The organism is Ruegeria sp. HKCCD4884 (assembly GCF_013110855.1).
Lineage (GTDB): Bacteria > Pseudomonadota > Alphaproteobacteria > Rhodobacterales > Rhodobacteraceae > Ruegeria.
In genome coordinates, this window is record NZ_WVRJ01000002.1 from 361721 (window position 1) to 385708 (window position 23988).

General features: G+C 56.3%; 22 protein-coding genes. 12 read left to right on the forward strand and 10 right to left on the reverse strand.

The features are described from left to right. Window positions 1–622 precede the first annotated feature (622 nt). Together GS636_RS04185 and GS636_RS04190 are read right to left on the reverse strand one after the other, a co-directional pair. Window positions 623–1378, reverse strand: a complete 756-nt coding sequence (locus GS636_RS04185; RefSeq protein ID WP_171668553.1) for a sulfotransferase family protein — start codon at window positions 1376–1378, stop codon at window positions 623–625. 5 nt (window positions 1379–1383) lie between these two features. Further along, the gene (locus tag GS636_RS04190; RefSeq protein ID WP_171090845.1) at window positions 1384–2220 is read right to left on the reverse strand and encodes a hypothetical protein; all 837 of its coding nucleotides are present in this window, start codon (window positions 2218–2220) and stop codon (window positions 1384–1386) included. A 111-nt stretch (window positions 2221–2331) separates the two neighbouring features. Here GS636_RS04190 and GS636_RS04195 point away from each other — a divergent pair, with 111 nt between their 5' ends. Beyond that, entirely contained in the window at window positions 2332–3210 is an 879-nt protein-coding gene (locus GS636_RS04195; RefSeq protein WP_171668554.1) for a LysR family transcriptional regulator, read from the forward strand. A 144-nt stretch (window positions 3211–3354) separates the two neighbouring features. Here the strand turns inward: GS636_RS04195 and GS636_RS04200 are convergent, their stop codons facing one another. Continuing rightward, window positions 3355–3978: a TetR/AcrR family transcriptional regulator gene (locus tag GS636_RS04200; protein WP_171668555.1), complete on the reverse strand. Its 624-nt coding sequence runs from the start codon at window positions 3976–3978 to the stop codon at window positions 3355–3357. Between the two features lie 137 nt (window positions 3979–4115). Between GS636_RS04200 and GS636_RS04205 the strand changes: the two genes are divergently transcribed. The 7 genes from GS636_RS04205 to GS636_RS04235 all read left to right on the forward strand — a co-directional run bounded on the left by GS636_RS04205 (window position 4116) and on the right by GS636_RS04235 (window position 12963). Beyond that, window positions 4116–4580: a (2Fe-2S)-binding protein gene (locus tag GS636_RS04205; RefSeq protein WP_171668556.1), complete on the forward strand. Its 465-nt coding sequence runs from the start codon at window positions 4116–4118 to the stop codon at window positions 4578–4580. Window positions 4581–4583: 3 nt separating this feature from the next. Next, window positions 4584–6770 carry a xanthine dehydrogenase family protein molybdopterin-binding subunit gene (locus GS636_RS04210; protein ID WP_171668557.1) on the forward strand — a complete coding sequence of 729 codons (2187 nt, stop codon included), beginning with the start codon at window positions 4584–4586 and terminating at the stop codon, window positions 6768–6770. Between the two features lie 135 nt (window positions 6771–6905). After that, the gene (locus tag GS636_RS04215; protein ID WP_171668558.1) at window positions 6906–8225 is read left to right on the forward strand and encodes a glutamine synthetase family protein; all 1320 of its coding nucleotides are present in this window, start codon (window positions 6906–6908) and stop codon (window positions 8223–8225) included. 58 nt (window positions 8226–8283) lie between these two features. Beyond that, window positions 8284–8964 (forward strand): type 1 glutamine amidotransferase, encoded by a 681-nt coding sequence (locus tag GS636_RS04220; protein ID WP_171090856.1) that lies wholly within the window; start codon window positions 8284–8286, stop codon window positions 8962–8964. Then, on the forward strand, window positions 8964–10322 hold the full coding sequence (locus GS636_RS04225) for a glutamine synthetase family protein (protein ID WP_171090858.1): 1359 nt from the start codon (window positions 8964–8966) through the stop codon (window positions 10320–10322). Before GS636_RS04220 ends, GS636_RS04225 begins: the two co-directional genes overlap by 1 nt. An 8-nt stretch (window positions 10323–10330) precedes the next feature. Then, entirely contained in the window at window positions 10331–11635 is a 1305-nt protein-coding gene (locus tag GS636_RS04230; RefSeq protein ID WP_171668559.1) for an FAD-dependent oxidoreductase, read from the forward strand. A 113-nt stretch (window positions 11636–11748) separates the two neighbouring features. Beyond that, complete coding sequence (locus tag GS636_RS04235; RefSeq protein WP_171668560.1) at window positions 11749–12963, forward strand: DegT/DnrJ/EryC1/StrS aminotransferase family protein; 1215 nt, start codon at window positions 11749–11751, stop codon at window positions 12961–12963. A 41-nt stretch (window positions 12964–13004) separates the two neighbouring features. On the opposite strand, the gene phaR is transcribed toward GS636_RS04235, so the two are convergent. The 3 genes from phaR to GS636_RS04250 form a co-directional block, all read right to left on the reverse strand. After that, window positions 13005–13556, reverse strand: coding sequence for a polyhydroxyalkanoate synthesis repressor PhaR (gene phaR / locus GS636_RS04240; RefSeq protein WP_171185965.1), 552 nt, complete (start codon window positions 13554–13556; stop codon window positions 13005–13007). Between the two features lie 134 nt (window positions 13557–13690). Beyond that, on the reverse strand, window positions 13691–14137 hold the full coding sequence (locus GS636_RS04245; protein ID WP_171090867.1) for a phasin family protein: 447 nt from the start codon (window positions 14135–14137) through the stop codon (window positions 13691–13693). Between the two features lie 131 nt (window positions 14138–14268). Next, window positions 14269–16071, reverse strand: a complete 1803-nt coding sequence (locus GS636_RS04250) for an alpha/beta hydrolase (protein WP_171668561.1) — start codon at window positions 16069–16071, stop codon at window positions 14269–14271. A gap of 111 nt (window positions 16072–16182) precedes the next feature. Between GS636_RS04250 and phaZ the strand changes: the two genes are divergently transcribed. Both phaZ and GS636_RS04260 read left to right on the forward strand, forming a co-directional pair. Next, window positions 16183–17454, forward strand: coding sequence for a polyhydroxyalkanoate depolymerase (gene phaZ, locus GS636_RS04255; protein WP_171668562.1), 1272 nt, complete (start codon window positions 16183–16185; stop codon window positions 17452–17454). Between the two features lie 6 nt (window positions 17455–17460). Then, window positions 17461–18048 (forward strand): DUF6151 family protein, encoded by a 588-nt coding sequence (locus GS636_RS04260; protein WP_171668563.1) that lies wholly within the window; start codon window positions 17461–17463, stop codon window positions 18046–18048. Here GS636_RS04260 and GS636_RS04265 read toward each other — a convergent pair. From GS636_RS04265 to GS636_RS04280, 4 genes are all read right to left on the reverse strand, one after another. After that, window positions 18039–18755, reverse strand: coding sequence for an alpha/beta fold hydrolase (locus GS636_RS04265; protein ID WP_171668564.1), 717 nt, complete (start codon window positions 18753–18755; stop codon window positions 18039–18041). The two genes, GS636_RS04260 and GS636_RS04265, sit on opposite strands and share 10 nt — an antisense overlap. Before the next feature lie 84 nt (window positions 18756–18839). After that, the gene (locus tag GS636_RS04270) at window positions 18840–19454 is read right to left on the reverse strand and encodes a hypothetical protein (protein WP_171668642.1); all 615 of its coding nucleotides are present in this window, start codon (window positions 19452–19454) and stop codon (window positions 18840–18842) included. A 44-nt stretch (window positions 19455–19498) separates the two neighbouring features. Continuing rightward, complete coding sequence (locus GS636_RS04275; protein WP_171668565.1) at window positions 19499–20491, reverse strand: carboxylesterase; 993 nt, start codon at window positions 20489–20491, stop codon at window positions 19499–19501. After that, window positions 20491–21240: an alpha/beta fold hydrolase gene (locus tag GS636_RS04280; protein WP_171668566.1), complete on the reverse strand. Its 750-nt coding sequence runs from the start codon at window positions 21238–21240 to the stop codon at window positions 20491–20493. The genes GS636_RS04275 and GS636_RS04280 overlap by 1 nt, the downstream gene beginning before the upstream one ends. A gap of 215 nt (window positions 21241–21455) precedes the next feature. On the opposite strand from GS636_RS04280, the gene thrS reads away from it, so the two are divergent. Then, window positions 21456–23414: a threonine--tRNA ligase gene (thrS, locus tag GS636_RS04285; protein WP_171668567.1), complete on the forward strand. Its 1959-nt coding sequence runs from the start codon at window positions 21456–21458 to the stop codon at window positions 23412–23414. A gap of 221 nt (window positions 23415–23635) precedes the next feature. Next, entirely contained in the window at window positions 23636–23938 is a 303-nt protein-coding gene (locus GS636_RS04290) for a DUF2282 domain-containing protein (protein ID WP_171090883.1), read from the forward strand. Window positions 23939–23988: the final 50 nt, after the last annotated feature.

A 23988-nucleotide genomic window follows, 5' to 3' on the forward strand; every position in this document is an offset into this window, starting at 1 on the left:
AGGTCAGGCTCGGCGTTCCTCTGCACGTTCGCTTGCTGCAAAGCCGAGAATGCTGCATCATCAAACAAGTGAAGCATGGCTTCACCATCAGGTAGAGACGATTGCTACATATGTGCTACGCGCCAATATCACCCTTAAAAAACAAATATAAAACAACACTCTACGATCAGTCGCACAAATCCATCATAGGTGCCACGCTTAAACGCGCTGCTTTTTGTGCGTTATTTTTCAAAGCGCTAGCTCCACACAGCTTTGAACTTCTTTGTGTACAAGCTCCTTGGGTATTGCTGTGTTTCCGCAAATTGTCCAAGGATCTCGATTCGAGTGTCCTTGGGGTGTAGCACATCCAGAAGGCGCGAACAGCAGACGGATAGCTGCTAAGCACCGGGCCCAAGGATTGACCCTGTTTCTGACACGGTTTTTGCAACTCTCGCCAATGCCGTCCGGACATCGGTGGGCCCCGGACATCCTAGACCGTGATAATGCAGCGCCGTTACATGATACCGGTCAATCCCTTTGTCACACAAGTACCTAAAGCTCAGGGATCGGACCACAGGGCAGGATTCTTGCCGTGTGCGGAACCGCCTCAGTTTTCACTTGCTTGATTCTTTTCCAAAGACTTTCAGACGGTTTCCGACACGCGGATGCGGTGCTTGTACAGGTGATCGTAGTGAGGCTTCATCCGACGATGGACGCGACGCACACGTTCCGGAGCATCAGCCACTTCGATATATTTACGCTTTTGTGGTGTCAGGCCGGTGGATTGCGCCAGATTGGCATGGAAAGAGCCGCCATCCCACCAACTGTGCTCGGACGGGTCGCCGCCCGCTTCCCAGGTCAGCGCCTCTGGGATGAAGGGGATGCCAACGGAGTCGCAGAACGCCTTGGTCATGTCATGGGGATTTTCCAGCAAGTCGTCACTGTCAACGACCGGAGGTGTCTTGCCACCGTTCAGCGCCGTCAGCAGGTCGAACAGCGCGTGCTGCTCGGGGAAGCCAACCTCCAGCTCATCGAAATCCGGCCATTTGTTGTACATGGACGAGATCGTCTTGGCCGGGTCGCGGATCAGGAACGCATGGGTGAAATGCGACAGAAACTCAGGATCCCACATGTGGTTGATATAATGCGGGAAGTCTTTGATGAAGACCGGGCCTTTTTCGGCACGGGCTTTGATATCGTCCCACACGCTTTCCAGGGTGAGGCCGGGGGTCGTGACCTCACCCTCTTTGTAGCGCGGCCACATTGGGTCTTCACCTTGGTACCAGGCTTCGCCGAAAGGTTCGTGCAGGCAATCCAGATCGCCACGCTGGCGCATCATCCATTCAAACGCGGTCGAGGTAGAGCGGGGTATCGCCCAAAGAGCTACAATCTTGTGCATTCGCTTCAGTCTTTCAGTGAGGAGAGCAGGCTGCCCTGCTGGGTTTCCGGGGCCAGGCCCAGGGTTTTGAAGATGCGCCAGTAGAGCGCAGTGTCATGGCCGATGACCGGCTTGCCGAGGCGTTCTTCCAACTCGACCTCATAGTGAACCGGACGTTGCGCAATTCCGTCAGACGGTCGGCGGTAATTGCTCATCCCGTTGATCAGATAGGCATCCACATTGGGGGCTTTGTCGGCGGTATAATCGAAGGACTTGTAAATCAGCTCTTCGTCAAAACACCAAATGCAATCATCGACCGCCTCTTGGCTGTCGAACCAACCCTGATCAAAGAAGTTGCCGGCCCAAACCACGTCGAACCCGGCTTCTTTCAGAAATCCTACAGTTCCTTGATACCATGTATCCCTGTGATAGCAGGCGTTGAGCGCAACCTTTTCGACATTCTGATCCCGCAGCGCCTCGACCATCGAATAGCCAGACATGTGAAACGGCGTTTCGTACTTGTCGCTCAGCATTTCGATATGTTGGCGGATGCCCTCAACACCCAGACCACTAGCGTGCACCCAGTTCGACCCGACCTGCCCGCAGACGTCAGCGCCGTTGTTGGCCATACATTCCATGTATTCTTCCAGCAGGCCAAAGTTCTTTTTGCGCTGGTCAAGACGATGGGCGTAATCCGGCACGTGCAGCATACGCCCGTGAACACCAACACTGCGCGGAGCCATACGCAGGAAGTCCGACGGGGCTGCGTCAAAGTCATGCGGCGGGCAAGTGAAGCCCACCTGATGCGGGAACAGTTTAACCTTAGGGTTTTCCCACTTGGGCGGCTTGACGTAAGTGTTCATCGCTTTTCTTTTCCGATGGAGTCATCTCGTCGCGAATTAGACCTGTTCCGTTTAAATTTCCTATTGCTTTTTGGTGCTTCGCTTCATATCGAATTTGATATGGCGTCCCGTATGTATAACCTGCCATCAACAAGCTCTCTGATTGCGTTTGAGGCGGTGGCGCGGCTGCAGGGTTTTGCCCGTGCGGCCGAAGAGCTTAATACCTCACAGCCCGCAATCAGCCGTCATATCCGCAATCTGGAAATTCGTTTTGGGGCAGATCTTTTTCACCGGGACAGAACACCGATTTGCCTGACGGCTAAAGGAAGCTTGTTCTATGCCGGGGTCGTTCAGGGATTTGACGCCCTACAAAATGCGGTTCGGGACCTTGAGCGCGTGGAGAACCGGGTGACATTGGTGTGTTCACATTCGGTATCGCACCTGTTGCTCATGCCCCGCTTCGGAAAACTCCGTCAGGCGCTGGGTCGCGATGTCGAGCTGCGATTCATGACGTCGGCTTACAATCTGGTTCAGGCTGCTGTTGAGACAGGTGGTGATATCGTTTTTGAATACTCCTCTTCACCGCCCGAGCACGAACATGTCGTGGTCTGTAAGGAAGAAATTAAGCCCGTTGGAACGCCCGAGAACGTTGCCAGAGCGATAGACGCTTTGCAGGGCAAATGCGACCCGCCACCGCTTTTGAAGCTTCAAAAGGAAAACTATGGCTGGATGGACTGGCCCGACTGGCAAAGCGCGCATCCCGGCTATGCCAACTGGCCGATTTCAGAAGAGTTCGATAGCTATGTCTACTTATTGGAAGCCGCCGCTTCCGGTGAAGGGCTCGGCCTTGGGTGGCGTAGTTTTGTCGATGCCTATCTGGACCGTGGCGATCTGGTTGAAATGCCCGATGACTGGTTTTCAAGAGAGACCATCATTTACGCTAGGCTGACCCGCTACGGCCAACAAAACCCTACTGCCCGGAAGTGCCTTAAACTGCTGGAAAACCTGTAGCTGCATCGCTGCTGGCGCAGGACTTTATGGCAGGTACATTGGGTTGAAACTCCGTATCGCAACACAAGCCTTCATGATGGGTAGTGTTATGCGGAAAACAGAATTGCGAGCAGATTCCCCTGCCCTCGTAAAAAAAGCGTCAGATCAATCACCGCTTGAAGCAGAAGAAACGCCGTATCTGCTGATCATCATCTCCACACTGTTTTCGATCGTTTGCGCCATTTCCGATTCGCTAAGCGTTCCACCCGTGAACATCAGCGGCCAAAAAGCACGCGCCTTTATCAGACCGACAAACTCTATTCCCGCGCGTTCGGGATCATCGACCTGCAACTGTCCGTCCTCGGCTGCATCTTTCAACATCGCAATAAAGGTCTGGGTCTTGTCCAGTTTCCCTTGGACCTTCGCCGCAAGTTCGGGGTTGCGCAAAGTTTCGCTGACCACCATCCGCGCCATGGCGATCACGTCGGGATGCATCAGAATCCGCCCCTCAGCCCAGGCCAGTTCAGTCAATTGCTCGCGAATATCGCGGCCTTTTTCATACCGGATTTCCAGAACTTCGGCAAAACGGCTGGACAGCTCAACAACGATAGAGCGAAAAAGATTGTCCTTACTTTCGAAATACTTATACAGCGTACGCTTGGACACTTCTGCCCGAGCTGAAATTCGATCCATACTGGCCGCAGCAAAACCCTTTTCCTGGAATTCGGCCACAGCAGCTTCGATGATCTGTGCGTACTTGGACGCATTCGGTGTGCTGCATTCGTTCATATCAGAGCTATAGACCCATTGACGGGGAGCGGTCAAACCCTAGGTAAACGCAAGAGTTTACAAGGGCGCATATCTGTGCCACTAGTAAACCCGCCAGTTTACCACTCTGGGAACCAGCGCTAACAGGAGAGTCCCCAATGTCCTTAACTTTGAAACTAAACGGCAAGACCCATGAGGTTGATGCCGAACCCGGCACGCCCTTGCTGTGGGTGATCCGGGACGAGTTGAAGCTGACCGGAACCAAATTCGGGTGTGGCGTTGCGTCGTGCGGCGCGTGCACCGTGCATTTGAATGGCGAGCCTGTCCGCTCGTGCCAGACTTATATCGAAGACGTCGAAGACGCCGAAATAACCACAATCGAAGCGGTTGGCGACGACAAGATCGGTGCTGCTGTTCAACAGGCATGGGTCGAGCTGGATGTGGTTCAATGCGGCTATTGCCAATCGGGTCAGGTGATGTCGGCGGTGGGGCTGCTTTCGGAAAACCCTAAACCGTCGGTCGAAGAGATCGACGATTACATGGCTGGCAACGCGTGCCGCTGCGCCACCTATCAACGCATCCGCGCCGGTATCCAGCGCGCGTCTGAAATCCTGGAGGCCTGATTCATGACCATCAACACTTCCCGCCGTGGATTTCTGAAAGGTGCTGCCGCTGCTGGTGCCGTCCTGCTGGTTGGCGCTCGTCCTGATGGCTCGCTTGCTGCCACAACAACGGAAAGCGCTCAGTTCAATCCGTTCGTGAAAATTGACGCCGATGGCACAGTGACCGCAATTGTAAAGCACTTTGAGATGGGTCAAGGGCCAGCGACCGGCCTGCCCACTTTGATTGCCGAGGAAATCGGCCTGCGCATGGACCAGATCGCGTATGAATTTGCGCCGTCCAATGCACAGGTTTACGCCAACATGGCGTTCGGTCAGGCGCAAGGCACCGGCGGGTCGACCGCCATGGCAAACTCTTGGCAACAATACCGTCAGGCCGGAGCCGCAGCGCGCGAAATGCTGATCAACGCCGCCGCTCAGGCTTGGGGCGTGGATGCATCGGGTGTGACCATAGAAGAGGGCATCGTCAAAGCAGGCGACAAGTCGGCACCGATTGCTGAATTTGTTGCTGCTGCTGCACAACTCGAAGCGCCAGCCGAACCGCAGCTTAAAGACCCGTCAGAGTTTCGCCTGATCGGCAACGAAGCCGTGCGCCGTAAGGATTCGGCGATCAAAGGCAATGGCCAGGCCATTTACGGCATGGACCTGCACCTGCCCAACCAAATGGTTGCGATGATCAAACGCCCAGACGCTCGCGGTGGAACGGTCAAGAGTTTTGACGACAGCGGTTCACAGCAAGTCAAAGGTTTCATCAACGCAGCGACTCTGCCGAACCAGGCCGGTGTGGCTGTCTATGCCGAAAACACATGGGCGGCTATCCAGGCGCGTGAAGCGCTTGAGGTTGAATGGGATGTTTCCGCTGCCGAAACCCGCAGTTCTCAGCAAATTGAGGAAGAGATCCGCGCCGCCTTGGACGCTGCGCCTCAGTACAACGTCAACGGGGCGGACGCGACTGAAGTTGCAGCAAAGATCGACGGTGCCGACACAGTTCTGGAGAAAACGTTCTACTTCCCGCTGCTAGCACATGCACCGATGGAACCGATGAACTGCACCATCGAACAGGCAGAGGACGGTACGATTGTGCTGCACGACGCGGCGCAGATTCCTACCATCGTACATTTCGCCCTGGCCGCAGTCTTTGAATTGCCGCCTGAGAAAATCCAGATCAACACCCTGTTGGCCGGTGGTTCTTTTGGACGCCGCGCAACACCGGACGCAGACTATCAGGTCGAGGCGGCGTTGGCCTTTGTGCTCACAGATCGCACCCGCCCGGTGAAGCTGGTTTGGACACGTGAAGATGATATCCGCAGCGGCTATTACCGCCCTGCGTTCGGCCACAAGGTTCGGATTGGGCTGGACGGTCAAGGCAACATCGTCGGGTGGCAGCACCAGGTCGCAGGCCAGTCCATCATGAAAGGTACACCTTTCGAAGCGGTATTGGTTCATGACGGCGTTGATCACAGCTCGATCGAAGGTATCGCGGACAGCCCCTATGCAATTCCCGGTATGGCATTAGGGTTGACGGACACACCAAAAGCAACCTCGCTTCTGTGGTGGCGGTCTGTGGGTCACACCCACACGGCCTATGTCATGGAAACCATGATGGATCTTGCCGCTCAGAGCGCGGGACGTGATCCGGTAGAGTTCCGCTTGGCTCATTTGTCCGACAGCAGCAATCCTGACCAGCAGCGCAAGGCAGCTGTGTTGAAGCTGGCTGCGGAAAAGGCTGGCTGGGGAACCCCTCGTGAGGGCCGGGCATTAGGTGTTGCGGTTCACAAGTCTTTTGGGTCTTACGCGGCTGAAGTGGTCGAGGTTTCGGGCGATCCGGAAAGTGGCATCAAGATCGAAAAGGTCACCTGCGCCGTGGATTGTGGTATTGCCGTGAACCCCGATACTGTGCGCGCCCAGATGGAAGGTGGCATTGGATACGGCATTGGCCATGTGATGCGCGACCAGATCACACTGACCAGCGGAGCGGTAGATCAGTATAATTTCCCTGACTATGAACCGCTTCGCATTGGCGATATTGCCGCGATCGACGTGCATATCATGCCGTCCGCCGAGGCACCGACCGGTGTTGGAGAACCCGGCACTCCGCCTTCGGCGCCGGCGCTGGCCAACGCGATCCACGCCATGTCGGGTCTTCTTGTTGCGCAACTGCCGATGGAAGAGAACGGCATTAGTTTTGCATAAATAGCTTTGCCCCGCGCCGGGTCACACCAGCGCGGGGCTTGGCCTTGGTCTCCTGATCTAAAATTTGATCAAATTTGGTGACAAAACAGGTTCATTGAAGTACATCACGGGGGAATAGCACCGACGGAGCCCCCAATGGACCTGAGCGCCCTGCACAATTTTCGCGTTGCCGCATGTGACTTGAATGGCCAGATGCGTGGCAAGCGCGTTCCCCCTGCCTATGCGGACAAATTGGACAAAGGCGCAGTTCGAATGCCGTTTTCAGCATTGAACGTCGATCTATGGGGCGCCGACATCGACGGCAGCCCGCTTGTCTTTGAAACCGGTGATGCTGATGGCGTGTTGCGTCCGACCGAACGCGGCGCGGTCCCTGTACCATGGCTTGAGAGTGAAACAGCCCTGGTGCCAATGAGCCTTTATGATGATGAAGGTGTTCCATTTGCCGGAGATCCACGCCACGCGTTGTCAGCCACGCTGGACCGTTATGCGCAACGCGGCTGGTCTGTCATGGCGGCAACCGAGTTGGAGTTTACTCTGGTGGATGCCTCAGGCCCGCAACCGCAACCTCCGATAAACCCGATTACCGGACGTCGCATGTCGGACGAAGCCGTTCTGTCGGTTGCTGAAATGGACGCGTTCGAGGAATTTTTTACTGACCTGTACGACGGCTGTGCCGATATGGGGATCCCTGCGCAGACGGCTATCTCAGAAAGCGGTATCGGCCAGTTTGAGATCAACCTGAACCACCAAGGCGCTATGCGATGCGCTGACGATACGTGGCTTTTCAAGACCTTGACGCGTGGGCTGGCCCGCAAACATGGATTTGCCGGCACCTTCATGTCGAAACCCTATGCCGATGATGCAGGTAACGGGATGCATGTGCATTTCTCGGTTCTGGATCAGGACGGGCGCAACGTGTTCGACAACGGTGGATCAGAAGGCACTCAGGCTCTGAAGTCTGCCGTTGCAGGCTGTGTTGCGGCCATGCCGGGAAGTACACTGATCTTTGCGCCGCACGGCAACTCTTACACCCGGCTTGTGCCGGGCGCTCATGCGCCGACGGGGGCGTGCTGGGCCTATGAGAACAGAACAGCCGCCATTCGTATTCCGGGTGGAAACCCATCCGCGCGCCGTATCGAGCACCGCGTCGCAGGAGGGGACATCAACCCCTACCTCATGCTGACTGCGGTTCTGGGGGCGGCACTGGTTGGTATAGAAGACGGGCTGCAACCGCCTGCTCCGATTTCCGGAAATGCGTATGATCTGACAGACTTGCCGCAGCTGATGCCCGACTGGTCAACGGCAATAGACCGATTTGAAGCAGACCCCATGATCGCTCGCCTGTTCCCTACCGATCTGATCCGGTATCTGGCCATGACCAAACGACAGGAAGTCAAACGGTTTTCGGGCATCCCACCAGAGGCGCACTGGCTGAGCTACCTTGAGGCGGTTTGACCCTCTTGCCGCCTTGTATGGACTCGGCTAGTATGAATTTGATCAAATTTGGTGACGTATGAAAATCGGCATATTACAAACCGGCCACACCCCCGATGTGCTGCAGGGTGAATTCGGGGATTACGATGCTCTGTTTCCCAAACTTCTTGATGGGCACGGGTTTGATTTCGAAACCTTCGCCGTGGTGGACGGCATTTTCCCGAAGGATGCTGATGACGCAGACGGTTGGGTCATCACCGGTTCGCGCCATGGCGCTTATGAAGACCTGCCTTGGATTGCACCGCTGGAAGCACTGGTCCGAGAGATCCACCAAAGCGGCAAACCCCTTATTGGTGTGTGTTTTGGTCACCAGATCATCGCGCAGGCCCTTGGCGGCAAGGTCGAAAAATTCTCGGGCGGATGGGCCGTAGGGCGCACCGAATACGACTATAACGGGGATAAAGTCTGGCTGAATGCCTGGCATCAGGATCAGGTTGTAGACCTTCCTGAACAGGCGCGTGTTCTGGGACGGAATGCATTCTGTGAAAACGCGATGCTGGCTTATGGGGACACAATCTGGACCGTTCAGGCGCATCCAGAGTTTTCCAACGGCTTCGTTTCGGGCCTGATGCGAACACGAGGCAAAGGCGTGGTTCCAGACACCCTTATGCAAGCCGCAGCAAACCGTGAAACTGCACCTGATGACAATGCCAGAATCGCGCGCCAGATGGCCGAGTTTCTAAAGAAAGAGAGAGCCTGATGGCTGATTGGACCGATAAACTGCCGGACGCCGCCAAAGCGTATTTCCATGGGCAAAGGCTGGACGAGGTTGAGTGCATCATCTCGGACCTGCCGGGTATTGCGCGGGGCAAGGCGGTGCCTGCCTCAAAGTTTGCAAAGCAGTCGTATTTCCACCTGCCCGACAGCATATTCTACCAGACCATCACTGGTGGCTGGGGTGAAGCTGCGGGTGAAGATGGCTTTATCGAGCGGGACATGATCCTCAAGCCCGATTTCTCGACCACCTCCGCCGCGCCCTGGACCGGAGACTGGACGCTGCAGGTGATCCACGACGCCTATGACCGAGAGGACAACCCTATCCCGTACAGCCCGCGTAACGTCCTGAAGCGTGTTGTACAGCTTTATCACGACAAGGGCTGGAAACCTGTTGTCGCGCCCGAGATGGAGTTTTTCTTGGTCGCCCCCAATGTCGACCCGGCACAGGGCATTAAGCCGATGATGGGGCGCTCTGGTCGCCCAGCCGCGGCGCGACAGGCCTATTCCATGACTGCGGTGGACGAGTTCGGCCCGGTGATCGACGACATCTATGATTTCGCCGAACATCAGGGGTTCGAGATCGACGGCATCACGCAGGAAGGCGGAGCCGGACAGTTGGAGATTAACTTGCGTCACGGCAATCCGATCAAGCTGGCGGATGAGGTGTTCTATTTCAAACGCCTGATCCGCGAAGCCGCGCTGCGCCACAACTGTTTTGCGACGTTTATGGCCAAACCGATCGAGGAGGAGCCCGGATCGGCCATGCACATCCACCATTCGATCATCGACATGGAAACGGGTGAGAATATCTTCTCCGGTCCGCAGGGCGGTGAGACAGACGCGTTTTACCACTTCATCGCAGGCTTGCAGAACCACTTGCCTGCTGGTCTGGCGGTGATGGCACCATATGTGAATTCGTACCGTCGCTATGTGAAAGACCACGCCGCGCCGATCAATCTGGAATGGGCCCGCGACAACCGTACAACCGGTATCCGCGTGCCCCTATCCAGCCCGGCGGCGCGCCGTGTCGAAAACCGCATCGCCGGAATGGACTGCAACCCGTATCTGGGCATCGCGTTGTCACTGGCCTGCGGCTATCTGGGACTGGTCGAACAGGAACGCCCCCGCCGCCAATTCTATGGCGACGCTTATGAAGGCGAAGGGGATATTCCTCAGATCATGGGGGAAGCGCTGGATCTGTTTGACGGGGCCACTGCCCTGCACGAGGTCCTTGGACCTGAATTCGCCCGCGTCTACGGCATTGTAAAACGGGCCGAGTACGAGGAATTCCTGCAGGTCATCTCTCCGTGGGAACGCGAACATCTTTTGGTCAACGTCTGAGACGCGCCGTGAACCTGCTTTATTCTAATGACCGCAAGGGCGAATACCCTGCCAGTTGGTACGCTGCGACGTCAAACCCGACGGATCGTTTCCCCGCACTGTCAGAAGACGTCAAAGCAGATGTGTGTGTTGTTGGTGGTGGCTATACCGGCCTGTCCGCAGCATTGCATCTGGCCGAAGCCGGGTTCGACGTCGTATTGCTTGAGGCCCACCGCGTCGGCTTTGGCGCATCCGGCCGCAACGGTGGTCAGTTGGGCAGCGCACAACGGATGGATCAAGAGGATCTCGAAAGCCTTGTTGGCGATGCAGATGCCGCCAAACTGTGGGGCCTGGCCGAAGACGCCAAGGATTTGGTCAAGTCTCTGATCACCAAACACCAGATCGCTTGTGACCTGAAACCCGGCGTCGCGGTTTTGGGGCTAAGCACCTCAGAGCAGAAAGAACTGCACGACCATGCCGGTCACCTGTCTGACCGGTACGGCTATGATCAGATTGAGCTGTTGGACGAAAACGCAGGCCGCGCGCTCTGCCCGTCCCCAGCTTACAAAGGCGGCTATCTGGATATGGGCGCGGCGCATCTGCATCCCTTGAACTATGCCTTGGGGTTGGCGCACGCGGCGGCGAAAGCGGGTGTGCGGACCTACGAAAACACCGAGGTCACTGGGATTGATGAATCACGGCCTGCGGTGATCCGTACCTCTGACGGTACTGTTCGGGCCGAGCATGTGATCCTGGCTTGCAACGGCTATCTGGGCGACCTCAATCGCTCTGTTGCCTCTCGGGTCATGCCTATCAACAACTTCATTGCCGCCACCGAACCATTGGGCAGCGATGCGGCGCGGGTTTTGACACAGGATGTCGCGGTTGCGGACACCAAGTTTGTGGTAAATTACTTCCGCCTAAGTGCGGATGGTCGACTGTTGTTTGGGGGCGGCGAAAGCTATGGCTACCGTTTCCCTTCGGACATTGCCGCCAAGGTTCGCAAACCCATGGCCGAGATTTTCCCCAACCTGCGTGACGTCAAAATCGACTATGCTTGGGGGGGAACGCTGGCTATCACCATGCGGCGGATGCCCTATTTGGCCCGCGTCGCGCCGAACATCCTGTCCGCTTCGGGCTATTCCGGTCATGGTGTCGGCACCGCGACCCACGCCGGGCAGCTCATGGCATTGGCCATTCAAGGACAGGCTGAAGGGTTCGACACAATGGCGCGCGTGCCTGCCCTGCCCTTCCCCGGCGGACCTGCGCTGCGCAACCCGCTGTTGGTGCTTGCGATGACCTGGTTCGCGCTGCGCGACCGGCTTGGGATCTGATCCACGTAAATTACGACAGATTGGTGAATTTTTGCCAACCCTGTGATTGAGGGCTTGGATTGCCATGTGATTACCTTTATCTTTCCCAAAGATAGAATTCGGGAAATCCAAATATGACGCTTCCACCAAACGTCCATGACGCCGAACCCATCCCCGCAGCAGCCCGCGAAGCCATCGACGCCTTGATGCAATCAGGCGATCTGTTCCGCTATACCGCACCGCAAGACGCCCCGGTGGCCTTGCTGGAAGCTGAGTTCGCGGAATTGCTGGGCTCGAAATACGCGCTTGCTGTATCGTCCTGCTCGGCTGCGCTGTTCCTGTCGCTCAAGGCGCTGGATTTACCCCGCGACTCGCGCGTTCTGATCCCAGGCTTTACCTTCGCAGCAGTGCCGTCATCCGTCGTTCATGCAGATTGCATCCCCGTACTTTGCGAAGTGGGCGAAAACTATCGCATCGACATGGCCGATTTCGAAGTCAAGCTGAACGGCGTACAGGCCGTGATCATCAGCCATATGCGCGGACATACATCCGACATGGACGCAATAATGGACCTGTGCGACGCGCGCGGCATTCCAGTGATCGAAGACGCTGCGCATTCGCTGGGCACCACGTGGCATGGCCGCAATATTGGTACGATCGGCAAGGTCGGTTGTTTCTCGTTCCAATCCTACAAGATGATCAACGCAGGCGAAGGCGGCATTCTGGTCACAGACGATGCCGATCTGGTGGCCCGCGCTGTCATCATGTCCGGCGCGTATGAGCATAACTGGAAGAAGCACAAAACTCCGCACGGCGATAACTCGCCTGAACTGGAACAGGCGTTTGCCCGTTGGCAGAACAAACTGCCCCTGTATAACCTACGCCTTAGTAATCTGAGCGCGGCGGTGATCCGTCCTCAGATCCCTGAACTTGCGCGCCGTGTGCGCGACGGTCTGGCGAACCACGACTATGTGGCTGAACGCCTGAACACCTCACCCTATATCGATGTTCCCGCACCGCTGGCACCTGAGCGGCGTGCACCCGACTCGATCCAGTTCAATCTTGTTGGGATGGACGAGGCCGAGATTCACGCGTTTGCCGCCGCATCCGAGGCACGCGGCGTAAAAGTTCAGGTCTTTGGTCTGAGCGAGGACAATGCCCGCGCCTTCTGGAACTGGCAGTTCCTTCCTGAAACATTCGAATTGCCGCAGACGCGCGCTATGCTGATGAAAGCCTGTGACGTCCGCCTGCCTGTGCGACTGACGCGCGAGGAGCTGGATGTGATCGCGGATATTATTTTGGCCTCGGTGGGTGAAGTGACCGGCCCGATGCCGGTCTATGGCACCTAAAAAAACAGGCCCACTTGACTGCGGGCCTTTTCTTTTCGATATCAGTTCAGCTTGGATAGTTTCTGCTGAAGCTCTGCCAGCTGTTTCTTGATATCATCCAGATCCTCTTTCGGCTCGGCCTTTTCCTCTTCCGCGTCAGGCGCAGACCATCCGCCGGACAAGCCCCCGGTCATGGCTTTCAAGAACGCTTGTTGCTGCGCTTGCAGCGCGTCGAAACCCGGCATCTGAGACATCGGGTTCATGGCGCTCATGTTCTCCATCATCTTGCTTTGGCTTTCGCGCAGCATCTCGAACGAGCTCTGCAGGAATTGCGGCATCATGCCCCCGCCCGGCACCATATAGCTGCGGACCAGATCGTTGAGTACGTTCACCGGCAGCACATTCTCACCCCGGCTTTCATGTTCAGCAATGATTTGCAGTAGATACTGCCGCGTCAGGTCATCCCCGGTTTTCAGGTCAATAATCTGCACCTCACGCCCGTCGCGGATAAAGCCCGCAATATCTTCGAGCGTCACGTAATCGCTGGTCTCGGTGTTATACAGCCGACGGCTGGCATAGCGCTTGATCAGCAGCGGTTTTTCTTGGTCCGACACCGGGTACCCTCCCCAAGGATGATGCGTTGCAGCACAGGTTATGCGACTGCAGCACAAAAAGAAAGGGCAGGTCAATCGACCTGCCCAACGCGATTGCACCTCATGGGAGGATTGGGTGCGCTTCGCGGACGTTCTTACTTGGCCGCTGCGGCTTTCTTAGCAGCAGTGGTCACGTCGTTGGTTGCTTTTTTGACAGCAGCAGTTGCTTCTTCTGCAGCGTCTTTACCAGCAGCCATCAGCAGCTCGACGGTTTCGGTCTGAACTTTTTTCGCGATTTCAGCGAAAGCAGCCAGGTTTTCAGCTGCAACTTCAGCCGACGCGCTTGCAAAATCGGTTGCCGCTTTTGCGTAATCAGCAGGTTCTGCCTTTGCTTTCGACATCTCGGTCAGTTTGGCCAGAGTTTCTTTGGTCCATTTGTTCGAGATCTCAGCCGATTTCTCAGCAGCTTCCAGAGCAACACCCGACAGCTTTTCGTTCAGCGAAGCGGTCGATTTGAATGCGTCTTCCATTGCGGTGGTGTCCACCGGGAATGCGCCCATCATGTCTTTCATGATCGCGCTAAAGTCTTGGGTCTTTGCCATTGTCCTAATCCTTTTAGCCGGTCCGGGCCCACCCCGGGCTTCATCAGCTTGAGGACAATATGATTGCTGCGCCGCAGCATTGCAAGTTTTTTCTTGCTGCAGCGCAGAAAAATTTAAGTTTCAAAATGAAATCAGGCGTTTGGATTCGCCAAAACATAGGTCCCCGGAGCGGGTGCAAGGCTTGGATGGCCCGAATCGCCTGCATCGCGTGCTGGCACCTGTTTCCCCGACCGTTTCTTCAGCCAAGCGTCCCACATGGGCCACCACGATCCTTGGTGAAAATCTGCTTCTTTCAGCCAAGTATCAGAGTCCGCTTTCAAGTCCGGATTGGTGTAGTGCCCATATTTCTTCTTGCTCGGCGGGTTCACAATACCGGCGATATGGCCCGACTCTGAAACCACGAAAGTCTTCGACCGCGAGCCCATCTTTTGGACACCGCGATAACAGTCTTTCCAGGCAGCGATATGATCGGTCTCGCAGGTAATGGCCATCAAGGGCACATCCACGTCGCTTAACGTCAGCTTGTGGCCCATCAAGTCAAAACCGTCCGTTGCGAACTCATTGCGCTGACACAGGCCACGCAAATATTGCACAGCCATTTTGGCGGGAAGGTTCGCACCATCGCCGTTCCAGTACAGCAGATCAAACGCCGGAGGCACCTCTCCCATCATATAGCTGCGAATGGCCGGCCCATAGACCAGGTCGCGCGACCGAAGGAACGACATGGTACGCGCCATGATCCACGAGCGAAGGACACCTTCGTTGTTCACTTCTTCCTCAATACCGTCGATGAAGTCGTTCTGCAGGAAAGGTGTGAACTCACCCTGATCAGAGAAATCCGTCAACGCCGTAAACAGCGTGGCCGATTTGACCGACTTGTCATCGCGCTGTTTCAACAACGACAAGGTGAGGCTGAGCGTCGTGCCCGCGATGCAATAGCCGACCGCGTTGACTTGCTTGACCTTGCAGATCTTCTTGGCGACGTCGATTGCCGTCAAAAAGCCGTCCTGAATGTAATCTTCCATGCCGGTTTCGGCATAACTTTCGTCTGGATTAACCCAACTGACGACGAACAAGGTGTAGCCTTGATCGGTGATCCATTTGATCAGGCTGTTTTGCGCTTTCAGGTCCAGAATATAGAACTTGTTGATCCAGGGCGGAAACAGGACGATCGGCGTCTCGTACACGGATTCCGTTGCAGGCTTGTACTGGATCAGCTCCATCATCCGGTTGCGGAACACCACGTCTCCCGGTGTGGTCGCCAGGTTTCCGCCAACCTCGAACGCATTTTCATCCGCAAGCTTTACAACCAATTCGCCATCATTGGCCTCCAAGTCGGAAACAAGGTTTTCCAATCCCTGAATCAAGGACTGGCCTTCGGTCTCAACCGCCTTTTGCAGGGCATCAGGGTTTGTTGCCAGAAAATTGGTGGGGGCCATCATGTCGATGATCTGCTGCGAAAAGTACTGCAAGCGCTGTTTGTCCTTGGCATCCAGATCGTCGACCGAGGCGACAGCTTGTGCAATGGCCTGCGCGTTGGTTTGGTATTGCTGTCGGATCAGACGGAAATAGGGGTTGGTTTCCCATAGGGGGTTCGAGAAACGCTTGTCTCCGGGGGTGGAGTTTTCATCTTCCACTTCACCTTGGGTCAATGCCTGCTGCGCTTCAGCAAAGTTCAGAACAGACTTTCCCCAGAATTCTATTTGCTGTTCCAACAGTTTGGCGGGATTTTGCCAAGCTTCGGCCCAATATGCCGTTGCTGCTCGTGCGAAAAGCTCTTGATTCGGGCCATCCAGCGCGGGGGTATGCGGCTTTTTAGTAGCCATGACCTCAATCAATCGCTTCGAGAGCTGCTCGACCTTGTCCATATTTTCTTTAAGGCGTTCAATGTGTTCGTCTGATACGTCTGGCATTTGGTCTTCGCTAGTTGTCATTTTAACAATTCCCCCCTAACCTCGCTGCTATGCAGAATAACGTCGTGGGTGCTGGGGGGCAAAGCGACGAATGGTCCGAACTTTCAGACTGACACTCAGGAGGCCCCATTTATGCGCTACATGATGACCTACGACCTTATGGAAACCATGCGCAACACCAACCAATGGCTTGGTGCGACGGCCAGCGCGATGGCCTCTTACCCAATGTTTTCGATGGTGCCCAACCCGGCTTTCAACTGGATGGCCGCCTGGGGTGAGGTGACTGAGCGTACGTTCCAGCGCATGGTTGTGAAACCTGACTGGGGTATCCGCACCTTCACTTGCGAAGACGGCAAGGACCACCTGGTTGAGATTGCAACAGTTCTGGAACGCCCATTCGGCGATCTGGTCCATTTCCGCGTCAACGGCCGCGAAGAACAACCGCGCAAGGTGCTGCTGGTTGCGCCCATGTCGGGCCACTACGCAACGCTTCTGCGTTCGACCGTCAAAAGCCTTCTGGTCAATTGCGAAGTCTACATTACCGACTGGCATAATGCGCGCGATATCCCTGTGTCTGCGGGCAAGTTCGATGTCGAGGATTACACCCTCTATCTTGTCGATTTTATGAAAGAGTTGGGCCCAGAAACGCATGTTGTTGCAGTCTGTCAACCGGCCCCTCTGACCCTTGCGGCCACAGCCTATTTGGCCGAAGTGGAACCGAAAGCACAACCCAGCACCTTGACCTTGATCGGCGGCCCGGTCGACCCTGATGCGACCCCCACCGACGTGACTGATTTCGGACGGCGCGTGACCATGGGTCAGTTGGAAGAAACGATGATCCAGCGTGTCGGCTTCAAATACAAAGGCGTCGGTCGCATGGTCTATCCCGGCCTGTTGCAGCTTGCATCTTTCATGTCGATGAACGCCGAACGCCATTCCAAGGCTTTTTCGGATCAGATTCAACGCGTTATCCGGGACGAAGCCTCGGACATGGACGCCCACAACCGGTTCTATGATGAATATCTGGCCGTCATGGACATGACCGCCGAGTTTTATCTTTCGACTGTCGAGCGTGTCTTCAAGAACCGCGAGATTGCGCGGAATGAGTTTGTCGTCGCCGGTCACAAGGTGGACATGTCCAAGATCACGGATGTGGCGGTGAAAACTGTCGAAGGGGCAAATGACGATATTTCAGCACCCGGTCAGTGTATCGCCGCGCTTGATCTGTGCACCGGCCTGCCTGACAGCAAGAAGGCAAGCCATGTGGAACCCGGCGCAGGTCATTACGGCATCTTCGCAGGCCGCAGCTGGCGTGACAACATCCGCCCGCTTGTGATTGATTTCATGAATGAAAACAGCCGCAAGCCACGTCGCCGCGCTGCCAACACCAATAAAGTCGCGTAAAACGGAATGAGCGAGCCTGCGCATAGCGGCCTCGCCTTTTCCTGCCAGTGCGGAAAGTTGCAGGGGCACATTTCCGCAAGGGGTGTTCGGCAAGGGACTCATGTCTCCTGTTTTTGCCACGATTGCCGCGCCGCACAGCTGTATTTCAAACAACCGGACCCAGCCCCCGGACCTGTCGACATATTGCAGATGGCACCGGAAGAGATCGAAATCTCCTCCGGCAGTCAATTTTTGGCCGCAATGAAGCTTGGCCCCAACGGGATGCTGCGATGGTACGCCAGTTGCTGCAATGCCCCGCTGGCAACAACGCCACCACGCGCAAGTTTTCCCTTTGCCGGATTTCTGGTTTGCAGGATCACCGATGACATTTCGGTCCTGGGTCCCGTCACAACCCGCGGATTTGTGCCTCAACCCGATGGAAAACAGAAACACGAGAAAATCAGGTTTGCGGCCTTCGGCCTGATACGCCGTGTTGCAGCTTCGCGCCTTTCCGGGCGCTGGAAGAAGACAACGTTTTTCGACCCGAAATCCCGCGAACCCGTTGCGACGCCCTTGCTGATAACTAAAGACGAACGCGCAGCGCTCTATCCATAGTCGAACCGCAGTTGAGCATTTAGCCAAGTTTGCAGGGCTTCGTTCACGTGGTCAGGCGCTTCAAGGGTCAAAAGATGACCTGCGTTTTGAAGAACAAGCATTTCGGCCTCCGGTATCAAATCAGCCATAAACGAATGTCGTCTGACCGGTGCAAGAGTGTCATGTGCGCCGCACAGCACCAGTGTAGGCACCTTGATTTTCCGCAAAGCCGCTTGCTGATCAGGGCGGCGTTGCAAGGCTCGCATCTGGCGCACGAACACTTCGGCACCCAACCCCTGTGCCATCGCTAAAAAATCGTTAAGAATGGGGATGCGCCGAGGCCCCGGCGCCAAGGCATCGGATCCTACAAGTTTGCGCATCATCTCTTCCAGACGACCGCCTTGCGCACCAATGATCAAATCTTCCCGACTGGCCGCCATTTGCGGTGTATCGGCCTGCGCATCAGTGGCCATCAGACACAGCCGAGAAATCCGTTCCGGCGCCCTGCGCACCAGTTCCAAGGCCACCACGCCGCCCATACTGTGCCCGGCAAGCGCAAAACGATGTGGTAGTTGGTCAAGCAACCCCGAGGCGATTTCTTCAATGCGCTCGCCGCCAGACACAGGTGCGACAGTCACAGACCGCGCACGCGACAACAGCTCGATCTGAGGGCGAAACAGTCGGGCATCACACATCAACCCAGGCAAGAACACCAGCGGCTCGATCACGCGGGGCCTCCATTTACTCGGTTTTCCGAGCCCTTCCCTTTTCTGTCAGGATGAAAGGTTTGCCACAATCGAGCAAGGGAAACCTTATGGATAGGCAATTCCGCGAAACGCAGGGAAATCCGCGTACCGGAGCTGACGTTTGGCCCTGTCTTCATCGGGTTCGGCCCCCGGCTTCAACAGGCAGCCCCGCGGGTCGATATAACTGTCAATCCTGCGCAGCGGCTCGGGCCGCCACACCAAATTGAATGCACAAAGCTTGGGAAAAAACCAGATCTCGGAATAGATCAGATGATCGTGCATCCACCACGCCAGATCCCGCCAATCCCGCCCTTGCGCGTAGTGATCTGCAAACCAAGGGATCACGATAGAAGCTCCTGCAATTCGCGCATCGCCTTCGCCTCGATCCCAGATATGGCATTCCAGCGGGTTGTCATTGCGGGCGCAGTTCAGCCGGTTTTCGTTGCCGAAACGGTTCAACGACGGCGACCTGTACCCCGATCGCACGGCGACACGGCCAAAGGTTTCCTCCAACGGGTCCAGCAGTGTTTCGCAAAACGCGCGCCCCGTCTCGAGCGCCAGGTCCGGATTGTCGGGAATATTCTGCTTTTGGTGGAAATTGCCGATCTCCGAATACAGAAAATCGCGCATGAAGAAATGCCGGGACAAGCGAACGCGACCCAAGGTCTCTAGACTCCACATGCTGCCCGGCTTTCGCATTTTGCCTCCTCAATTTCGGTTGGGCTTTACTCTATCCCCAGTTCTTTCAACCAAGTCAGGATACCCGCAACGGCGGCATCGGTCTGCCCCGGCGACATCAGCCGCCCGGCAATGACATGTGATGCGGGATCGTCTCCTGGCCCCATTGTGACCAACTCGACCGTTGCTGATGCGCCCCAGGCCTCGGCGACTTTATGTGTCTTGTCGGGACGCACAACCTGATCATCGTCCGAAAACCAAAACAAGGCTGGCACCAGAGCATCGGAAAAATCCAGCGCATAAACGACATCAACCAGAACGGACATCGGAACGACGGCTTCCCAAGGATAGACGGCGGACCAATACGTGTTCTTCTCTGGATCCGGCCCGGACACATCACGCTCTGGCCCCATAAGGATCGGTAACCAATCCCGGGCCCAAGGCAGCGTCGGCACCCACGCCGCGGCAGTATTCACACCGAAATTCGGCGACACAAAGACCATTGCGGCAACATCTTTGCTAAGATCCGCGTCAAGCGCTGCAGCCGCTGCCAAAGTACCACCGGTAGAGGTTGAGATAACGATCACCTTGTCGCCAACCGCCCGTGCCGCAGCCAACCCTTCGGCAGTGTCCTGCATCCAACCTGACGCCGTGCCTTCCGCCATGGCAGATCCATCTCGGCCATGACCCTGCAGGCGCGTGTAGACAAGGTTTGCCCCAAGCGCATCGGCGACCAGATCAGGCACCGGACGGATTTCTTCGGAACTTGCGGAAAACCCATGGATATAGAGCACAGAGTAAGGTGTGCGCTGCTCCTTGAAACCTTTCTGCCAGTCCACACGCTTCTCAACGCCCGGAACAATATCGCCAAAGGCTGATTCAGTGCTTTCGAAATAGACCTGAACACCTTCACCAAACTTGCGAGAGTCGAATGTTGGGTGCAAATCCACCTCCTCACGCGGCCCAAACCAATAGATTAGGCCGCCGAAGACAATCAGCGCCAACAGAAACCGCCCAAGCAACCAGCCCAAACGCTGCATCAGACGCCTCCCACCACATCCAGCACCGCGTCTTCAATCAGCCCAAGACAGGGGCCGTCCGAAAAGCGATGATCCGCATCTTTGACCAGCAAAAGGCGCATATTCGGCCCGGTCGCGTGATCCAATAGCCGCACTGCGGTTTCCGTCGACACCGCCGTATCCGCCGTTCCCTGAAGAAAACGCACCGGGAAGGGCAGATGAAGCGGATCCCGAAGAACCAACCGCTGCCGCCCGTCTTCGATCATTTGTTTGGTGATGATGTAGGGTTCCATATAGTCAGAAGGCAGTTCCACGTGACCAACTTTATCCAGCATCGCCTTTTGTTCATCGCTGAATGCCGCCCAGTAGCCGTCTTCTGTGAAGTCCGGCGCAGCAGCAATTGTGACCATGCCCGCAATCCGGTCCGGCATCGCTTTAGCCAACAACAACGCCTGCCACCCACCCATGGAGGATCCCACAACAATCAACGGCCCATCAGTCAACGCCGTCACGGTCGCTACAGTATCTTCGTGCCAATCGCCGATGCACCCATCGGTAAATGCTTCCGAGCTTTCTCCGTGCCCCGAATAGTCAAACCGCAAGAATGCCTGCCCTCGCGCCTGTGCCCAGGCCTCCAGATGAACCGCCTTGGTGCCTTCCATATCCGACATCAGCCCGCCCAGGAAAACGATGGTCGGGCCCGCACCCTCACTTTTGTGATAGGCCAACCGGCGGCTTTGCGCCGTCTCCAGAAAATTTGTTGCTGCCATGAAATCCTCTTTCCTTTCGCAGCATCATGCACGCCACGTACCCAAGTGCAATTCCCGGATCCCTCTTCATCTGGCTCAAAATACCTCGGGGTGCGCGAGGGGCTGGCCCCTCGCTCCTGCCCTTGACACAGGATCAACCACCTGCCAAACGAGCCGAACGCAAATAACCCGCAACCGGGCGTTCAGTGGGCGCCAAACCGACGAGGAGAGCCGATATGGCCCTGGATTCAAAATCCGTCTCTCTCACCTTTCCCGATGGCAATGCACGCAACTATGACGCAGGCGTTACACCTGCGCAGGTGGCTGCCGATATTTCAACTTCATTGGCCAAAAAGGCCATCTCGGCCACGGTAAACGGCCAGCATTGGGATCTGCAATGGCCCATTGACGCTGACGCCCAGATCGCCATCCACACCATGAAGGATGAAGTACAGGCCAATGAGCTGATCCGCCACGATCTGGCGCACATCATGGCGCGTGCCGTTCAGGAAATCTGGCCCGCCACAAAGGTCACCATCGGTCCCGTGATCGAAAACGGCTGGTACTATGACTTTGACCGAGCCGAGCCGTTCACGCCCGAAGATCTCGGCCTGATCGAGAAAAAGATGAAAGAGATCATCAACAAGCGCGACCCCGTGACCACCGAGGTTTGGGACCGTGACCGCGCGATCGAATTCTATAAGGCCAACAACGAACCCTATAAGGTCGAATTGATCGAATCCATTCCAGGCGACGAACCGCTGCGCATGTACTGGCACGGCCATTGGCAGGACCTATGCCGTGGCCCGCACCTGCAACACACCGGCCAGGTGCCGGGCGACGCCTTCAAGCTGATGTCAATCGCTGGCGCCTATTGGCGTGGCGACAGTGACCGCGCGATGCTGCAGCGCATCTACGGCGTGGCCTTCACAGGTAAGGAAAAGCTGAAAGCCCACCTGCACATGTTGGAAGAGGCTGCCAAACGCGACCACCGCAAGCTTGGTCGTGAAATGGACCTGTTCCACATGCAGGAAGAGGCCCCCGGCCAGATCTTCTGGCATCCCAACGGTTGGACCGTCTACACGCAATTGCAGGACTACATGCGCCGCCAGCAACGCAAAGGCGGCTATGTCGAAGTCAACACCCCTCAGGTCGTTGACCGCAAACTGTGGGAAGCCTCGGGTCACTGGGACAAATATCAGGAAAACATGTTTATCGTCGAAGTGGACGAGGAACATGCGCGTGAAAAGGCGATCAACGCTCTGAAACCGATGAACTGTCCGTGCCACGTGCAGATTTTCAATCAGGGTTTGAAGTCCTATCGTGACCTGCCATTGCGGATGGCGGAATTCGGATCGTGCAACCGTTATGAGCCGTCAGGTGCCCTACACGGTATCATGCGCGTGCGCGGCTTTACGCAGGATGATGGGCACATCTTCTGCACCGAGGATCAGATTGAATCCGAAACTGCCGAATTCATTCGCTTCCTGTCCGAAATCTACAAAGACCTCGGGTTCGAAAACTTCTCGGTCAAATTTTCGGATAGGCCCGAAAAGCGCTCTGGATCGGATGAGGTTTGGGACAAGGCCGAAGCCGCCCTGCTCAGCGCGACCCGTGCGGCGGGGATCGAACCGGAACTCAACCCCGGTGAAGGCGCGTTCTACGGCCCGAAGCTTGAATTTGTTCTGACCGATGCAATCGGCCGTGACTGGCAATGCGGAACGCATCAGGTGGACTTTGTTCTGCCTGAACGTCTGGATGCGACTTATATCGGCGCCGACGGCGGCAAACACCGCCCTGTGATGTTGCACCGGGCAACTTTGGGTTCGTTCGAACGTTTCATCGGCATTCTGATCGAGGAACACGCAGGCAAGCTGCCCTTCTGGCTGGCCCCGCGGCAGGTCGTTGTCGCCTCGATCACGTCCGAGGCCGACGCCTATGTTGCCGAAGTTGTTGAAACCCTGCGCGCCGTCGGTGTGCGGGCCGAAGCAGATATTCGCAACGAAAAGATCAACTACAAGGTCCGCGAGCACTCGGTTGGCAAAGTGCCGGTGATTCTGGCTGTTGGTCACCGCGAAGTTGAAGAACGCACCGTCAGCGTCCGGCGTCTGGGTGAAAAACAGACGCAGGTTCAACCGCTTGATGTTGTAACAAATGAGCTTTCGCACGCCGCAACACCACCAGATCTGCTGTAACAATCAGCGGCATATCGCTGTAAATCCGGCCCTTGAAACGGGGCCGGATTGTAACATTTCACTCTTTATTCATCAAAAACAATGTATTAGGCTTCAAGAGGGCGTGCCGCCCCCTGACGCGCTTGTGAGACACGGGCTCGTGAATTCAACTCTGGCCGACAAGCCACTAGTTTTGTCAGTGTCACAAGCAGACATACCCTGTCATCAAGAGGATTACCGAGATGTCGAACACAGCTAAGTCCCTGGTTATCGCAACCGCAGTCGCAGCCGCCGTATCGGGCGCTGCAACCACAGCAACCGCGCAAGCCAAAGAAAAATGCTATGGCGTATCGCTGGCCGGTCAGAACGACTGCGCCGCAGGCCCCGGCACCACATGCGCGGGCACCTCGACCGTTGACTATCAGGGCAACGCATGGACCCTGGTTGACGCCGGAACATGTGCGGACATCGAACTGCCAGCCGAAGCAGACGGCACCCCGCGGAAAGGTTCGCTGGAAGCACTGGATCGCGACCTGCCGGCATAAGGTCGACCAAACGAATTCAGAGGGGCGGGCCAGATCGCCCGCCCCTTCCC